The sequence below is a fragment of the Akkermansia sp. GGCC_0220 genome (genome assembly GCF_017566105.1).
GTDB lineage: Bacteria > Verrucomicrobiota > Verrucomicrobiia > Verrucomicrobiales > Akkermansiaceae > Akkermansia > Akkermansia massiliensis.
This window is the reverse complement of sequence record NZ_JABFCI010000004.1, coordinates 222,916-239,561: the sequence shown is the minus strand read 5'-3', so window position 1 is coordinate 239,561 and position 16,646 is coordinate 222,916. Positions and strand designations below refer to the sequence as shown.

The 16,646-nt window shown below is 61.5% G+C and carries 7 protein-coding genes; 2 read left to right on the top strand and 5 right to left on the bottom strand.

Features of this window, described 5'->3' with window-relative positions:
• On the bottom strand, window positions 1-748 hold a 748-nt coding region (locus HJW02_RS04915), incomplete at its 3' end, for a hypothetical protein (RefSeq protein WP_208050608.1).
• A 494-nt stretch (window positions 749-1,242) separates the two neighbouring features.
• Here HJW02_RS04915 and HJW02_RS04910 point away from each other — a divergent pair.
• A complete protein-coding gene (locus HJW02_RS04910; protein ID WP_102721092.1) occupies window positions 1,243-7,434 on the top strand; it encodes an MG2 domain-containing protein in 6,192 nt (2,063 codons plus the stop codon).
• A gap of 31 nt (window positions 7,435-7,465) precedes the next feature.
• The gene (pbpC, locus tag HJW02_RS04905) at window positions 7,466-9,751 is read left to right on the top strand and encodes a penicillin-binding protein 1C (RefSeq protein WP_180971110.1); all 2,286 of its coding nucleotides are present in this window, start codon (window positions 7,466-7,468) and stop codon (window positions 9,749-9,751) included.
• 50 nt (window positions 9,752-9,801) lie between these two features.
• Here pbpC and HJW02_RS04900 read toward each other — a convergent pair whose 3' ends face one another.
• From HJW02_RS04900 to HJW02_RS04885, 4 genes are all read right to left on the bottom strand, one after another.
• Entirely contained in the window at window positions 9,802-10,140 is a 339-nt protein-coding gene (locus HJW02_RS04900) for a cupin domain-containing protein (protein WP_022396859.1), read from the bottom strand.
• Window positions 10,141-10,445: 305 nt separating this feature from the next.
• The gene (locus tag HJW02_RS04895) at window positions 10,446-12,716 is read right to left on the bottom strand and encodes a VacB/RNase II family 3'-5' exoribonuclease (protein WP_180971111.1); all 2,271 of its coding nucleotides are present in this window, start codon (window positions 12,714-12,716) and stop codon (window positions 10,446-10,448) included.
• A 129-nt stretch (window positions 12,717-12,845) separates the two neighbouring features.
• Window positions 12,846-15,353, bottom strand: a complete 2,508-nt coding sequence (locus tag HJW02_RS04890; RefSeq protein ID WP_102721315.1) for a U32 family peptidase — start codon at window positions 15,351-15,353, stop codon at window positions 12,846-12,848.
• 26 nt (window positions 15,354-15,379) lie between these two features.
• Window positions 15,380-16,594, bottom strand: coding sequence for a folylpolyglutamate synthase/dihydrofolate synthase family protein (locus HJW02_RS04885; RefSeq protein WP_102721095.1), 1,215 nt, complete (start codon window positions 16,592-16,594; stop codon window positions 15,380-15,382).
• Between the last annotated feature and the right edge of the window lie 52 nt (window positions 16,595-16,646).

Below are 16,646 nucleotides of genomic sequence, written 5' to 3'. Positions count from 1 at the left end.
TCGAGGAACTGGACGAGGAAGAACTCGAACTGCTGGAAGACGACGAACTGGAAGAAGAAGGCGGCGCGCTGCTGGAGGAATCCGGAGGCTCGGGAGCCGAAGAACTCGGCCGGGAGCTGGAAGACGAACTGCTCGAGGAGGAAGAGCTCGAACTGCTGGAAGAAGAACTCGAGCTGCTGCTGGGCTTGGGATCAAACTCAAACGAATCTCCTCCCCCTGCCGAACTGCTCGACGAATCTCCTTCTTCCACCTCCTGGTACAGGTTGACCAGAGTCAGGACGGTTTCTCCTTCCTTGCCGGCAGGCGTGTTTTCCGCCAGCAGGTAATAGTCCAGGTCGGGCTCTCCTTCCTTGTCGCTTACCAGGGCAATGCAGAACTCCTGTTGGTCCTCCGCGGCAGGCTGGTGTTGGTGGACGATATGGCACCAGTAGTATCCCTGTTCAAACTGGATCTGGCGGCGGAGAGGCGTGGAAGAGCCCGGCTCTGTGGAGAGTTCCATATCCTTGGCGGGAATGGAAAGGGAGATGGAAGAGTGGGCGTGGAGGTGGAGAAAACAGGTGGCGGGAGCCATGACCTTGAGGTACCCGAACCATTCGTGACGGGTGGGGGAGGAAGCAGTTCGTTTGGGGATAAGGACAGGAGCGGAGAGGCCGTTGACCAGGAAGTCGCCCTGGGGCTGCCCGTTGGGGTACATGGGAATGAAGGGATAGACGGTGTCCATGGCGCCGATGTTGAAAGTGTTGTTCATGGTAATGAAATGATGTTTGTTCAATGGTTGCGACTACCATGAATCAAAAACCAGCAACGTAAACACGCCGGGAACGTTATGATATTTGGTGAGTTTTTGAGGCGGATGGCAACGTGTGAAAAGGGAGGGGATTCTTCTCCGGTGGCACGTATTTCTTTGCCATATTTCCAAAATTTACCCATTGCCAGGGTAAAAGACAGCGTGCAGGAAGAGAAATACTAGCAAAAGGTAAAGGAGATTTTTCTCTGATGAACCAAGTTTCCCGCGTTCCACTGGAGTTATTGCATTTAAAAATTACCGGTTGGATTCATGACCGCACTACCATCCTAGTGAGCATAAGAAAGGAGTTTTTATAGAACATTATTCAAGGTACAAAAAAAACTTCATCAAGTGGTAACGACTTTTATCTCTATTTTTTGCCGCTTGCGGATTTTCTGCTTGTGTTGAAGACTCAAAAAGAGGAGAAGATGGGTACATAGAATTACCCTCCTCCCATGAAAACCTGTTCTTTTGCTATTGGCTGCTTCTTAGGAATTTGCGGTATTTTTCCATCCATTGCCGACACTACGGTGCGCTATCCGTCTTCCTTTCCGTCCCATCTGGAAAAAGGGAAGCCGTTTCAACTGGTGTTTGACAAGGCCGTGGTGCCCGCTTCCGAGGTGGGAAAACCGGCGGACCCGGAACTGATGTCCTTTTCCCCGGAGGAGAAACCGGTGGAACTGGCGCTGGGCAACGGCGCAGGGACGGCCATGCCGGAAGGCGCGAAGCTGATGTTCGTTCCTCCTTCCTTGAAGTTTTCTTCCAAATGGATTACTCCCAACGTGCTGGAGTGTGTTCCGCTGGAGGAGGTTCCCTTCCGGTCCACCTATCTATGGAAACCGGCGGAGAATGTCCGTTTTCTGGACGGTTCTCCGGTGCCGTCCGTTCCGCTGCGCCTGACGGGACGCATGACCTGGAATTTCTTCCTGTCTTCCATGGACAGGGGCTGGCAGGGCAGTGAAGTTTACCCGTGGGAGAGTTTTTTCCTGGTGGTTCCCGACGCAGTTCCGGACAGGGGCAATCCTGCGAATGGCTTGTATCGCGACGGCAAGGGGTTCCTGATGCTTCCCGGTTATTGCTCATGGAAGGAGGCATTGGAAAAGAACCTCCGTTTTGCCGGCGTTTCGGATGAAGAGCAGTTGAGGTCCGCAGATTTTATGAAGCAGCTCAAGGCGGGAGCCGCGGAGTACGATGCGGGGTTCCGGCTAAGGCCTGCCACGTTGAAGGAGGTGAGAGACGCCAAATCCTACCGTGTGAGAAATATTGCGGGGGAGGGAAGGTTCAGAGGCCGTCCGGACGGCATGGTTGTTCCCGGCGTGTATGTCATTCAGCCGGAAGGAATGTTCCGGTATGGCAGGAATTATTGCCTGGTCAGTTTGGACGCTTCCTTCCTGTCCTCCCGGGGAGGAGGGCAGAAAACCGGATGGGAAGAAATCAAACTGGGGGCCGTGCCCCGTTTTTCCGCCTCCGGTTATTACCATGCGTTTTCCGGGAACGGAGGCCGGTTTACTCTGGAATGGACTCTCCCTGTCCGGATTGAGGATTTGGAACGGTTCTGCCGGGACCATGTGGAGTTTTTCGTGGAGGGCGGCGGGAAGCCGATGGCTTACGGTGATCAGGAGGGAGGCTTTACCACATCCCTTGACGGAGAGGATGCGGAGACGGCCGGGAAAATAGCAATCCGCCTGGACAGGGAACGGCTGGCGGAGATGAAGCATGCCCGGCCCCAGTGGTATACGTCCCTGCCTTTTCTGGTGAGCGCAGACGAGGCCGTTTTTAAACTGCAATGGAGGCTGAAGGGCGTCCGGTCCGTGGATGATCAGGAATTGGCGCGAAAGAATGCGGAAGGTTCCGTGGAAGTGGAGCCGGAGGATCCGTGCCTGTATCTGGATGCGGGCAACAACGGCGTCATGTACGCCGGAGCCCGCAAGTTGAAAGCCTCCGTGAGCAATTTGAAGGATTTGACGGTGCGCGGCTACCGGATCAGGGACGGCCACCGGCACCAGACGCTGGCGGCCTACCGGAAGATTTATGAACGGGACCAGTCCGTGCCCCTTTCCCGTACCGTGACGGACCGCGACCAAAGGCATTTTCTGCCTGCGGAGCTTCTTGCGGCGGATAAGACGGGCGCGCTGATACTGGACGTGCGCGGCAAAACGGAAGCGGCCATCAGCCTGGACGGCCTGTTTGGCGGAGCCGTGGAGCCAGGCATGTATTTCATTGAGGTGGAAGGCCGTGTCAGTGATCCGGTGCTGGAGGCGTACAGGCTGTTTGGCGTGCCGTCGGAAAACGGAGGCAGAAGGAAGTTCGACGGAAAGGAGGCATCCTACGCCGCGCAGGCCGTCGTGCAGGTGACGGATTTGGGCGTTCTGCATAAAAAGACGGCGGATACTATGTTTGCTTACGTGTATTCCCTTTCCACCGGAAAAGCGGTGGAAAAAGCGCAGGTCCAATTGCTGGATGCGAACGGCTCCGTTCTGGCTTCCGTTCCCGTGGAGCACGGTTCCGTGATTTTGCCCATGGCCGGGATGAACGGAAAGGCCGCCTATGTTCGCGTCCTGTCCGGGGTGGACAGTTACCTGAGCCCCCTGGAGGATTGGCCGGGGCAGGTGAGGATGTGGTCCTTTGGCGTGAAGACGCTGCCCTACGAATGGGAAGCCCTGGGGCTGAATCCCGCCACTACCGCGGAAACGAGGGTGTTCATGTTTTCGGACAGGAACCTGTACCGCCCGGCGGAGACCATGCATTTGAAGGGAATCGTGCGCTCCCTGCTGGACAACAGGCTGGGCCTCGCTCCCGTGGAGGAGGTCAAGCTGACGGTCAGGGACGGACGGGACCGGGAAGTAGCCGTCAAGCAGGTGAAGTTGTCCGATGTGGGAACCTTTGACCTGGATTTCACGTTTCCCGGGGAAGAGACGGGAACTTACAGCGTCCTTGCCAGCCTGCGGCTGAAAGGGGATTCCGCGGAAGAGGAAAAAGAAGGGGCAGAGGATGATTCCTCCGACGAATACGATTACAAGAAGTATTACCGGAAGGAGTTTGACAAGAATAACCGGGAGTTCCGGTATGAGGTGGAAGTAGCCGAGTTCAAGCGGAACGAGTTTGAAGTGGAGGAGAAGATTCATGAATTGAAGCCCGGCGCTCATCTCCTGAAGGCGGATGTGAAGGCCACGAATTTTACCGGCACGCCTGTTTCAGGTGGCAAGGTGAACTGGTCCCTGCGCAGTACTCCCTCCAACTTTTATCCTGCCGGATACAAGGATTACCGTTTCGGGGATTACCGGGATGACGATGGGGGCTACTGGGAGGCCTATTACGGTTATTCCAGCAGCCGTTCCTCCTCCCACATGAAGCAGCAGTCCTCCGTGCTGGACGGGGAAGGCAGGAATACCGTGGAGTTCTCCCTGGACGGGCAGTCCTTCCCGCGGGTCAGGAGGCTGTCCCTCCAGGCTTCCGTGGTAAACGGGAATGAGCAGTTGGTCAAGGTTTCCCGAGGCGCCGTCTGGAATCCGGCTTCCGTGTTTGTGGGCGTGAAGAACAGTTCTTCCATCTGCCGCCAGGGAACGCCCCTGGATTTGCGCCTGATTGCCCTGGGGCTGGACGGCAAGCCCTATGCGGGTAGCGGCCTTGATCTCAACATGACCGTGACGCGCACCGCTTTCCGTCCCGCGCGCTACGAGAGCGGAGATGCTACCACCGTGCGCAATGACGAGGTAAGGAGCACGGTGCTGGAAAAGGCCCTGACGCTTGCCCCGGCGGATTCCGCGGATGTCCGTACGGGAGGAAAAGCCGTCTCCGTTCCCACCCCGCAGGACGGTATTTACGAGGTGGCTTTTTCCGGCAGGGACGCGGAAGGACGGGAATTCCGCACTGCCGTAAAGTACTGGGTTTACGGCAGCGACGTTTCCCCGTGGGAGTACCATGACGGCCTGAAGGTGAAGATCATCCCTGACAAGCAGTTGTACAAGCCGGGAGAGACGGCCCGTCTCTTGATCCAGACGCCCATTGAGGGGGAGGTGATGGTGACGGTGGAGCGGGAAAAGGTGCTCCGGAGTTTTGCCAGAAAGCTGACGCTGGACAATCCCGTGATTGAGGTGCCTCTGGAAGAGGCGGACGCGCCGAATGTCTATATTTCCGTTTTCCTGGTGAAGGGGGCGGACCTGAGCAGCCGCAAGGTCCGCAATCCCCAGTTGAAGCTGGGATATGCCGCGCTGAAGGTTCAGCCTGTCCAGCATACCCTGAATGTAAAGGTGTTTCCCCCCGCCGGGATGTCCCGGCCCGGTTCCCCCGCCGTGGTCAGCGGCGTGGTGACGGATTATTCCGGCAGGCCGGTTCGGAATGCGGAGGTATGCCTGTTTGCGGAGGATGAAGGCACCTTACAGGTCATCGGGTACCAGACTCCCCGTCCCATCCGGTACTTCTATGCGGACCGCCCCCTATCCGTGGGCACGTGGACGACGCTGGAACAAATTCTGGATGAAGACTGGGGTGGCCGCTCCACGGACAACAAAGGAGTTTTCATCGGCGGCGGAGATTCCTCCGACGGCTCCCGCAAAGCGCCGGAGAACCTGGATTTAAGGAAGAATTTCAACCCGTGCGCCGTGTGGCTGGCCTCCCTCCGTACGGACGGGGAGGGCCGTTTCAAGGCCGAGTACAGGAATCCGGATACGCTGACCCGCTACCGGGTGATGGCGGTCGCCCTGGCGGGAGCTGCCGATTTCGGAACCGGGGAAAGCGCCTATGTGGTAAACAAGCCCGTGATGCTGGAACCCGCTCCCCCCTTTACCGCAACGGAGGGTGATTCCCTGGACATTCCGGTGACGGTCAGCCAGACGGGTGACAGGAAGGGTCCGTGGGTGGTCACGCTGAAATCCGGGACCGCTGCGGCTTCCGTGCCCCAGCCCGTCCAGACGCTGACTTTGAACGGGAACCAGCCGAAAACGCTGGTGTTCAACGTAAAATTCACGCAGCCGGGGGAAGCCCGGCTGACCTGGGAAATCCGCGCCGCAGACGGCAGCGGCACGCCTTATTCCTCCGGCGTTTATTCCTTGCTGAAGGATTCCGTGGAGCACACGTTTGAGGTGGTGCCTCCCTTCCCGGAGCTGAGGGAGCTGCGCTGCTTCTCGCTTTCCTCCGGTCGGACGCTGGATCTGCCGGGGTTGCTGGCGACTCCCTTCCTGAAAGGCACCCCCATCCGGGTGACGCTGGGTACGTCCCCCCTGCTGTATGCGGACGGCAGCGTGAATTACCTGCTGCGTTATCCGTACGGATGCCTGGAACAGCTTTCCTCCTCCACGCTGCCCTGGATTTATGAACCGCTCCTGGCCAAATATCTCCCCGGTTTCAAGAGAAAATCGCCGGAGGACCGTTCCAGGGCCCTCCGGAGCGGCGTTTACAAAATCATGAAAAACCAGCTTTCTTCCGGCGGCCTGTCCTACTGGCAGGGTGGCACGGAGGTGAGCGAGTACTGCGCGTATGCCGCTCTGGCGCTGACCCTGGCGCGGGAGCAGGGGGTTTACATTCCGGAACAGGGCCTCAACAAGCTGTACGCCTATCTGGGGCATTCCCTGTCCGCCCGCCCGCGGGAGGGGCTCCTGGGGGCATGGGTGCTGGCCAGAGCGGGGCTCATGCCCGCGTCCCTGCTCAACCGCCTGCTGGACCATGCCGCTGAATTGAGGGCGGAAGACCGCCTGTACCTGGCCCTGGCGGCGGCCCTCTCTTCCCGTGCGGAGGCAAAGGAGCAGGCCCGGAGCCTGATGAATGTTTCCGGGGAGGAAATGAAACAGCCCCGCTGCCGTCTTCTGCTGGCGCTGGCGGAGATGGCGCAGGCCCCCGGTGACCGGGCTGTCCGGGAAAGGCTGGAACGCCTGATCGTGGACAGGACGTCCGGATCTTTCGGAGGAAGGGCCCCCTATTCCACCTGGACTTCCGGCTGGGATGTGATTCTGCTGGGGGAATACCTGGAAGGATTGCAGGAGGCGCCCCTTTCCGCCGCCTTCCGCGTGGACCGCGGCGGCCGGACGTTTGACGGGATATGCTCCGTGTCTTCCCCGTCCCGGTTCCTGACCGCGGTTGGGGAGAAGGCCGTGCTCAGCCTTCCGGAAGCGGGAACCCGGGTATACGGCATGGCGGAGGCCCGCGGACGCAGCAAAACGCAGCAGGACGGAGCCGCCGTCAACAGGGGCTTTGCCGTTTCCCGCGTTTATGAAAGGCTTTCTCCGGAAGGAACCTGGACGCCTGCGGCGGAGTTTGCCGTGGGGGACCTGGTGAGGATTACGCTGCACGTGGACAAGTCCGCTGACCCGCTGACGTATGTGGTGATGGAGGATTACCTGCCCTCCGCTTTTGAAGCCGTCAATCCGGCCCTGCTTTCCCAGATACCGGGAGGCCGGGAGAGCGAGACGGCGGACGCAGGAAACCGCTGGTTCTACTGGAGCGGGTGGGTTTCCCACCGTGAATTCCTGAAGGACCGGGTGCGCTTTTTCGCCGATTCCTGGTCGGGAGGCCGCTTTACGGCGCGCTACCTGGCGCGGGTGACCAAGTCCGGCTCCGTTATCGCCCCGTCCGCCAAGGCGGAGCTGATGTACAAGCCGGAAACCTACGGATTGAGCATTCCCCAGAAACTGACCGTCTCCGCGGGGAAGTAAGTGCAGTGTTTTCATGATGCGGCGCAGATCTATGAACAGGGCGGTTTTCAAAAAGCTCCTTCAACGGAAAACCCTTCTTTGGACTGCCGGAGGGCTGGCCGCCGCGTGGCTGCTTGCATGGTATGCCGTGCCCTGGCTGGTTCCCCTGCCGGAAGGGCTGCTCCATCCGGAAGAGCGGGGCGCCGTGGTCCTGGACAGGGACGGCGGCAGAATCGCCACATTGCCGGGACCGGATTATTACCACACGGAGCCTGTCCGGCTCCGGGAGGTTCCGGACATGCTTCTTAAGGCTACGCTGGCGGCGGAAGACAAACGCTTTTTCAGCCACGGAGGGGCGGATTTCCTGGCGCTGGCCCGCGCCGCGGCGGCGAATGCCGCAGGCGGGGAGGTTGTGTCCGGAGCGTCCACCATCACCCAGCAGCTCGCCAAGAATGCCAATCCTCCCGCACGCAGGAACCTGTGGACCAAGGCCCGGGAGTTTTTCCAGGCCCGGCGCATGGAGATGAGCATGAGCAAGGAGGAAATTCTGGAGTCCTATTTCAACCTCCTGGATTACGGCAATCTGCGCCGGGGGCCCGCCGCGGCGGCGCGTTTCTACTTTGGCCGGGAGATGTCCCGCCTGTCCCTGGCGGAATGCGCCCTGCTGGCGGGGTTGCCGCAGGGGCCGTCCTTCCTGAACCCCCTCCGGCATCCGGAACGTGCGCTGGAACGGCGGAACCGCGTTCTGCGGCGTCTGGAGGAGGAAGGCATGTTCCCGGCGGACATGGTGAACAGGGCCTTGCAGGAACCCCTGTTCAGCGCCGGAACGGAAGAAGGGCGGCAGCCGGCGGCTCCCCATGTAACAGCCGCCCTGATGCACGCAGGACGGACGGGGGAGGTGCGCACGACGCTGGACGCCTCCCTGCAGCGCGGCGCGCTGGAAATCGTGAGGAGGGAGCTGGAACGCTTGAAAGGCCATCATGTGACACAGGCCGCCGTAATTGTGGTGGAAAACGCCACGGGGAACATTCTTTGCCTGGTCGGTTCCGCGGACCGGAAGCATCCGGCGGGGGGGCTGATGGACGGGACTTCCCTGCCGCGCTCCCCCGGTTCCGCCCTGAAGCCTTTCGTGTACGCCCAGGCATTTGTCCTGGGGGCCTATCCGGGAACCGTTCTTCCGGACGTTCCCACCACGTACCGGAGCGCGCACGGGCTGGAAGCGCCGCAGAATTACAATAGGGCCTACATGGGTCCCGTTTCCGTCAGGCAGGCTCTGGCCTGTTCCCAGAATATCCCGGCCATGAGGGTTCTGGATACCTTCGGCGGCCCGTCACGGCTACTGAAACTGCTGGAAAACCTGGGTATCCGGGGCATCCAGGGAGACGCCGCGCATTACGGCCTGGGTCTCGCCATCGGCAATGCGGAGGTGACCTTGCGGGATTTGACCGGGGCTTATGCGTGCCTGGCGCGCGGAGGCTCCTTCCTCCCCCTGAAGCTGGAGCAGGGCGCTTCCGTTCCGGAACGGCCCGTACTGCCTGCGGAAGCCTGCTTCATGGCGGCGGACATTCTGGCGGACCGGGAAGCCCGGATGGCGGCGTTCCATGACCGGGAGCTGATGAACCTTCCCTTCCGGTATGCGTGCAAGACGGGCACTTCCTCCGATTTCCGCGACAACTGGTGCGTGGGCTTCACCCGTGAAATCACGGTTGGTGTCTGGGTGGGCAATTTTGACGCCTCCCCCATGAAGCAGGTGGGGGGCATGGATGGAGCGGCCCCCATTTTTGCCGGGGTCATGAGGCTGGCTCACCGCAATCTTGCCCCTTCCTTCCCTGGTCCCCCTCCCGGCATGGTGCGCATCCGCATTGATTCCCGCACCGGAAAGAGGGCGGAGGGGCTGGATCTGCCGCAAGCCCATGTCCGGGAGGAATGGGCTTCCCCGGAAACGATGCCGCAGCCGGCCTCCCCGGCGGATTACGATGCCGCGGGACGGGCATATCTGGACAGCCGTTATACGGAGTGGTTTACCAGTCCTTCCTGCACGGTGGGGAATACCTTCTGCCTGCTTCCGCGGGCGTGGTCCGGGGAGGCTCCCCGCATCCTGGTTCCGGCAGACGGCTCGCGCCTGGCGCTGGATCCGGAACTGCCCGGCGGGGGACGCAGGCTCAAACTGCGCTCCAACCTGCCGGCGGGGGCGGTGTGGTCATCCCCCACCCTGACCGTCGTGCAGTATGGAGAAGAGGCCTCCGTGCTGCTGGAACCGGGAGCGCACGTCATTACCGTGCGCCATCCGGAGCTGAACCTGGAGCAGCGTTCGTCAATTACCGTCAGGGAACTGTAACAAGAAGCCGGGAGTTTTCCTCCCGTGCGCACGTGGAAAAAGCGTTCCGCTCAGTCCAGCGGCAGGATGGAGGTGACCAGCATCTTGAACCGTTCCTGCGCAATGACGGAATGAGGCACTCCGGCGGGAATCAGGAGAGTCTTGCCCTGCGGAAGGTTGACCTCTTCATTGCCCACGGTGAAATACGCCGTCCCGTCCAGAATCTGCACCAGGGCGGGGCCGGGCGTCTGGTGGGTGGGGAGGAGCTGCTCGTCGTCAAAAGCCAGGATGGTCATGTTGACGCCTTTGGAACGCACAAGGGCCAGGCTGGTGATTTGCCCTTCGCGGTATTCAATCAGGTCAGCGTAATTGAAAGGCGCCCGTTCGGGGATATGCTGAATTGCTGTCATGCAGGTTGGACACACTCATTTCCCCTTCCCGTTTCCGCCATGACAGGCTTCCGGGAAAAAGGTCCGCTCCAGACCCGGGAGCGGACCTTGGCATTCAGCATTCATATGGTGCTTACTTACGGGTTCAACGTCCTGAGTTCATAGGCGTGGGGTCGGGTTCACAAGTAAACAGCAACCATTTTATACATGAAAAGTACAATTTGCTTCAAGAAAATTTTGGTGAAAAAATACAGATTTGATTCTGCTGCAAGGAGAACCGGATTTAACGCCCGCATGTGGCCGTTTCCGCCTGCGGGCGTGTGCCGTCAGCGGTTCCGCCGCCTGCGGCCGGGCGTGCGCTTCTCCTTTCTGCCTGGGGAGGCTGTCTTTTCCGGCTGCCGCCGTTCCTCCCGTGAGGCGATGGTAAAATCCGCCCACTGCTGTTCCCGGTCCACTTTCACGGGAATGACGGGAATGCGCAGCCCTGCGCACAGCACGGAGCCGTGGTCGCTCTTCCAGCGGTTGGCGAATGCCTCGTACACCCAGCGGCCGCCGGGAAGCTTGTCCGGCTTGATCAGCCCCTTGATCTGGAGGCGCGGGATTTCCAGCAGCACGCCGAAGTGGCGCGTTTCCGTAATCAGGGCCTCGTGCACTTCCGGATGGTCCGCATAGCACTGGCCTTCCAGCCATTCGAAAAGCTTCATCCGGTTGGCGTCCTTTTCCGCACTGGCGGAAGTGCGCTCCGTCTCTGAAATGTGTTCCGCGTCCTCCTCCAGCCTGCCTACGCTGCCGGCGCCTTTGGCCCCCTTGGGGGGATTGGCCAGCAGGGGATTCAGGGAGCGGTGAACCACCAGGTCCGCGTAACGGCGGATGGGGCTGGTGAAGTGGCAGTAATTGGCGGTGGCCAGGCCGTAATGGCCCAGGGGCTCCGTATCGTACCTGGCCCGCATCAGGCTTTTCAGGAGCGCCAGCTTGAGCAATTGCTCGTCCGGGGAACCCTTGATGGACTTCATCAGCTCATTAAGGTACTGGCGCTGGCCGATGTCGTGGACGGGGTGCCCGTACAGTTTGCACAACTGGCCGAATTCAAAGAGCTTGGCGGAATCCGGTTCTTCATGGACACGGTAGATGGTGGGGCGGTTCCTGTTTTTCAGCGTCAGGGCCACGGCCTCGTTGGCGGCCAGCATGCACTCCTCAATGAGCTGGTGGCTCTCATCGTACTCTTCCGTGATGATGTCCGTCACGCGGCCGTCCTTGTCCATGACGGCGCGCACTTCCGGGAAGTCCAGGTCCAGGGCTCCCTTGGCGTAGCGGTTGCGGCGCAGGATGGAGGCCAGCTTCCAGGCTTCACGGACCATGGAGGGAACTTCCCCCTTGTCATGCCCTTTCAGCATGGTGAAGGCCTCCTGGTAGGTCAGGCGCGCCTTGCTGCGGATGAAGGCGTCCGCGAAGCGGGCGTGGAGCATCTTCCCCTTTTTATCAAACTTCATTTCGCATACCTTCGTCAGGCGCACGACGTCCGGCCGCAGGCTGCACAAATCATCGGAAAGGCGGGGAGGCAGCATCGGAAGGACGCGGTCCGGCAGGTAGGTGGAGTTGCCGCGGCGCAGGGCTTCCTCATCCAGCGCGCCGCCGGGCTTCACAAAATGGGAGACGTCCGCGATGTGGACGGCCAGCGTCCAGCCGGACGGAGTGGCCGTGATGGAGATGGCGTCGTCAAAATCCCTGGCGCTTGCCGGGTCAATGGTGATGACGGTGCGGTCCGTCCAGTCCTCCCGGCGGCCCAGTTCCGCGGAAGAAGGGTTTTTCCGGAAAGATTCCACCTCCTGAAGCACGGAGGCGGGGAATTCCACGGGCAGGTCATACTTTCTGATGACGGCTTCCATGTCCACGTGGGGATCGTCCGGGTAGCCGAGCACCTCCACGATTTTCCCGCGCGGGGCCTTCTTTTCTTCCCCGCGGGACACGGGTTCCACGGAAACCAGTTGGCCGGGAAGCACCTCCATGGCGGGTTTTTCCACCAGTTCAATGTATTCCGGAGAGCCTACGCCGTCCCCGAGCACGCGGCCCAGCTTGTTCTTTCCGGCGCGGAAAACGCCCAGCCAGCGGGAGCGCGCGCGTTCCGTCACTTCCTCCACGCGGGCTTTCATGCCGGTATCCGGAGAAGAAAAGCGGTCCCTGCGGACGTTTCTCCGGCCCTTGGCCGCCTTGCGTTCCACGCGCACGGCCACGCGGTCCCCGTCCAGGGCGGTTCCCAGGTGGTTGGGCTTGAGCTCCAGCTCCGGAATGGCCTCCAGATCCCACCCCAGGTCCGCCGCGGCGGGATCCCCCTTTTTGGGGAGAAAAAGAATCTTGCCGGAGCGCAGGATGCGGATCATGCCGTGCACCAGGTTCCGGCGTTCCCGTTTCAGGGCGTATCTCCCCTTTTGCAGCCGCACGAGCCTGCCTTCCTCCTCCAGCTGGTCCACAATGGCGCGGAAGTCCTGCTTCTGCCGGGAATCCACGTTCAGGGCGCGGGCCAGTTCTGATTTGCTCTGGGGTTCGTAATGTCCGTCTTCCATGTGACGGACCAGGCGGTCTTTAAGGGAATTATTCATCTTGCGGAAGTTCCGGGAAAGGAGTCTTCCATTCCCATTGATGCCATCATAAGGCGGTTTTTGCGCCGCTTCAAGGCGCGGGCGGTGCATTCTTTGTCCGCCTTTCTCCTTGCCAGGCCCGGGCTTGCGTTATCTGGGCCGGAGCGTGCCTTCCGTGGTGCCGAGCTGTTCCGCGACGTCCAGTTCCCGGATGAGCCGGGCCGCAGTGCAGGAGCCGTCCAGCAATTCCCGGTAGCGGGATACCAGAAGGCGTGCTTTTTCCGGAGAATCGTCCAGCAGTTCCACGCGGAAGCGGGAAAGGCCCTGATGGCGGAAGCTCCGGAAAAAGCCGGCTCCCGTCTGCGCGCGGCCGTTGAACAGGGTGTTCCGGCACCCGGCGTCCGCCAGCAGGGGATGGAGCTGCCCCACGCGGTCCCGCAGCTGCACGTGGTACCGTTCACAGGGGCGGCCGCAGTTCTTATAGCTGGAGCCGTCCGACAGGAAGGTGCAGAACACGCAGTGCTCCATGTGGAACATGGGCATGTGCTGGTGCAGAGTCAGTTCAAACCATTCCGGCGGCGCGGCGCGGAGCAGGTCCTCCACCTGTCCGGCGTTCAGGTCATAGGAAATGGTGAGATAATCCAGGTTCCCCCGTTCCTTCAGGATGGCCGCGCTGTACGGATTGGCGACATTCAGGGAAAAATCCCCGATGCGGTGCAGGGGGGAATGGCGGAAGTACTGCGCCGCGCCCAGGTTGCGGATGAGGACGCCGTCCGGCTCCGCCCGTTCCATGAGCTTGAAGTAACCGGTTTCCGACGGCTTCTGGATGCGGGGCGTCGCCAGAAAGACGGGGATGCTTTTCGTGTGCCGCCGGACCGCTTCCACTCCCGCCGCATAGTCCCGGAGGTCTTCAAAATCCAGATAGACGGCGTCCGCCCCGGCATCCAGAACGGAAGGTATCTGTTCCGGCCTGCGGCACAGCACGGACAGGTGCGGCGGCGCGTCCGGAGTTGCCGCACCCGCCGGAAGCGCGGGAAGGACGAAAGGTTCCGGAAGACGGGTGGGAACGGAGGCTTCCCTCTCCTGCCGGACCGTTTGAATTTGTTCCACGAGGGCGCGCCTTGTCTGGTTGAGGATGCTGAGCGGGAGCATCAGGCCCTCCGGCAGGCGGCATTCGCAGGAAGCCAGGCGGAACCCCGTTCCTCCCAGCCTGCCGAGCTGCTGTTCCAGAACTTCAGGAGTCAGCGGGCGTTTTTCCGCCGTTTGCAGGGGCTGTGCGGACTGCACGGAACACCCGTATTCCGGGCAGGAAACCGTCAGAGGCTCCCCGGCGGATCCGGTGCATGCCAAATGGAGGGGAAGGACGGCCTCCGGCAGGTGCTCCCGCATTTTTTTCAGCTCGGCGTTCAGGGCCGGATCATCCGTTTTCCAGAGCTTCTGCCCCGGCCTGACCTTGCTCCAGTCAATGCCGGAGGCTTTTCCGTGGAAGAAAAGGCGGTTTCTCTGCACTTTCCAGATGCGGCCGCCCTGTTCTTCATTGCGGTCCTCCCCGGCGTCAATGACGAAGCCGTCGCCGGGAGCGAGCGGAACGTTCCCTTCCGGCCTGATGTCCAGCCAGCCCTGGCCGCTGTCCACAATGGCGCCTGCATAGGCGCCGCGCTTCTTGCCGTGGCGGCCGTGGGTCAGGCGCGGGTGGTCCGTGCCGTCCAGCCAGCCGGTGGAAAAGCCGCGTGAAAATACCATTTGCAGTGCATAACGGTCGCGTGCGGTCACCAATTCATCCACGGGTATTCCGGCGCAGGCTGCGTCCAGGGCCTTTCTGTAGGCCGCCGTTACCGCCGCAACGTATTCCGGGCTTTTCAGCCGCCCCTCTATCTTGTAGCTCTTCACGCCCATGCGGACCAGGTCCGGAATGCGGTCAAGGGCGCACAGATCCTGCGGGCTGAGCAGATAGCGCCTTTCTCCCAGCGGAACGGCCTTGCCGTCCACGACCAGGGTATAGGGCAGGCGGCAGGCCTGCGCGCATTCTCCGCGGTTGGCGCTGCGCTGGCCCAGGCTTTCCGACGTGAGGCACTGGCCGGAGTAAGCCACGCAGAGCGCCCCGTGCACAAACACCTCCAGGGGAATATCCGTATGGCGTATGCATTGCCCGATTTCCTCCAGGCTCAATTCCCGCGCCAGCACGGCCTGCTTCAGGTCCAGGAAACCGGCGGCGAATTCCAGGCCGTCCGGGGAGGAAAGCGTCATCTGGGTGGAGGCGTGCAGCTCCAGCTTCATGGCGGGATCCTGCCTTCCCCACTCTGTCAGGCAGCGGGCAAGCCCGATATCCTGCACGATCACGCCGTCCACGCCGGCGGCATTCAAATGGCCCAGGTAGGTGAGGGCGTCCGCCAGCTCGGAGGTGAAAAGGAGCGTGTTCATCGTCACGTATCCCCTCACGCCGTGCGCGTGGAGGAAGCGCATCAGTTCCGGCAGGGAATCCAGCGTAAAATTATTCGCGCGCAAGCGGGCGTTGAAACGGTCCAGGCCAAAATAAATGGCGTCTGCGCCATTGGCTACGGCGGCGCGGGCGCAGTCCATGTCCCCGGCGGGAGCCAGCAATTCGGGGCGCAGGTCTCCGGGCCGGAGGGAGGAAAGGGTCATGTCGTCGGAAATCACGGGGAAAAACAAAAAGGATGGAGGGGTTACTGGGCGGTGCTGCGTTTTTCCGCATGGCGGAGCAGCGCTTTCAAATCCCCCAGAAGGAACAGGGAGCCTGCCGCCAGGGCCGGAAGCGGGGAGGCCAGGGCCGCATGCAGCCCGTCAGGAAGGGTGGAATGGATAAAGACGGGGCCGGTTTCCAGTCCGGCCAGCAGGACGGCCAATTCTTCCGCCGGCATGATGCGGGGGGAAGTGCAGGGAACCAGGTGCCATTCTCCGGTGATTTCCCGCAAAACGGGGATCATCTCCCGGATGTGCTTGTCTGCGGATGCGGCAAAAACCAGAGCCGCCTTCCGCCCGGGGAATTCCTCCTTCCATGTGGCCGCGAGCACGCGCGCCGCATGTTCGTTATGGGCGCCGTCCAGCACCAGCGGTGGCGTTTCAAGGCGTTCAAACCTTCCGGGCCACTGCACCTTTGCCAGGGCAGCGGCGGCTGCGGAAGGGGAGGGGAGGGCGTGGAGCTGCCTCATGGTTTCCAGCGCCAGGGCGGCATTTTCCCGCTGATGGGCTCCGGGCAGGGATGGCCGGGGCGTTTCCCCGTCCGCCCGGGCGACCGTAAGGGGGGAACGGCGGTTCCGTGCCGTCCGTTCAATGACGGCCATGGCTTCCGGGCTCTGCACGGCGGTCACGGCCGGTTTGCCGGGGGAGATGATGGCCGCCTTTTCCGCGGCGATCTCTTCCAGGGTGTCTCCCAGGTACTGCTGGTGGTCCAGGCCGATGGGGGCCAGCACGGCGATGTCCTTGGGCACGGCGTTGGTGGCGTCCAGCCTGCCGCCCAGGCCCGTTTCCAGAATGATGAAGTTCACGCCGCTTTTGCGGAAGTGGCGCAGGGCGACGGCAAGCGCCAGCTCAAAAAAGGTGGGCGGTTGTTCCCAGCCTTCCGCCAGTTGTTTCAGGAAGAAGATTTCTTCCGCCAGCGCCTCCGGGGGAATCATATTCCCGTTCACGCGGATGCGTTCGGAAAACTCCACCAGATGGGGGGAGGTGAACAGGCCGGTCACATACCCCTGTGCCCTGGCCAGGGCCTCAATCATGGCGCAGGTGGAGCCTTTCCCGTTGGTGCCAGCCACATGGACCACTGTGGCATCCGTCCGGTCCGCATCGGCTGCCGCCAGCAGCTTCCCGGTATTGTCAAGCCCCAGCTTGATCCCGAAGAATTGGGTGGAAAAAAGCCAGTCAAGGGCGGCGGACACGTTCATGGGCGGTATTCTACCACGGGAAGGCTCCCGTTCAATCCCGGTATGGGAGGGG

Excerpts from the sequence above, each read along its gene's own strand:
- HJW02_RS04910 (WP_102721092.1), top strand. The coding sequence starts at position 1,243 with ATGAAAACCTGTTCTTTTGCTATTGGCTGCTTCTTAGGAATTTGCGGT.
- HJW02_RS04900 (WP_022396859.1), bottom strand. The coding sequence starts at position 10,140 with ATGACAGCAATTCAGCATATCCCCGAACGGGCGCCTTTCAATTACGCT.
- HJW02_RS04895 (WP_180971111.1), bottom strand. The coding sequence starts at position 12,716 with ATGAATAATTCCCTTAAAGACCGCCTGGTCCGTCACATGGAAGACGGA.
- HJW02_RS04885 (WP_102721095.1), bottom strand. The coding sequence starts at position 16,594 with ATGAACGTGTCCGCCGCCCTTGACTGGCTTTTTTCCACCCAATTCTTC.
- pbpC (WP_180971110.1), top strand. The coding sequence starts at position 7,466 with ATGAACAGGGCGGTTTTCAAAAAGCTCCTTCAACGGAAAACCCTTCTT.